The sequence below is a fragment of the Nonomuraea lactucae genome (assembly GCF_003313395.1).
Lineage (GTDB): Bacteria > Actinomycetota > Actinomycetes > Streptosporangiales > Streptosporangiaceae > Nonomuraea > Nonomuraea lactucae.
This window is the reverse complement of record NZ_QNFZ01000298.1, coordinates 1-514: the sequence shown is the minus strand read 5'-3', so window position 1 is coordinate 514 and position 514 is coordinate 1. Positions and strand designations below refer to the sequence as shown.

The 514-nt window shown below is 78.6% G+C and carries 1 pseudogene; it reads right to left on the bottom strand.

The features are described from left to right. Nucleotides 1-514 (bottom strand): annotated as a pseudogene (locus tag DQW85_RS21590) (SARP family transcriptional regulator); the annotation flags it as partial.

The following is a 514-nucleotide window of genomic DNA, read 5'->3' as shown; positions in this document are numbered from 1 at the left end:
CGCGCCACGTCGCAGCCCGGGCATGCCGGCCCCGTCCAGCCGGGTGGCGGCGTCCCGGTAGGCGGCCTCCACCTCCGCCACCGGTGCCCGCTCCGCCGCGGCGAGCCGCAGGGCCCGGTACCACTGGGCGAACACGCCCGCCAGCGGCAGCTCGTGGCGTTCGGCGAGGCTGTCCGCGGCGGCCGCGTGCGTGTCGGCCGCGGGGAAGTCCGCGAGCGCGCTGCGGGCCTGGAGGCGGATGAGGTGCCCGAGCACCTCGAACGTGACCAGGCCGTGCCGGGCGGACAAGGCCACCAGTTCGGCCCCGATCTCGTCGCGGCGCGGCGCCAGCCCCGCCCGGTGGAAGGTCTGCATGAACACGCTGTTGAGGGCGAACGCCAGCAGCGCCGGGTCGTCGAGGCCGCGGGCGAGTTCCTCGGCCTGCCGGGCGGCCTGGGGCCCGCGTCCGGTGCGGGTGCCGCGCGACTCCAGGGCGATCGTGGCCAGCAGCCGGGCCCGCGCCGCCTGGTGCGCG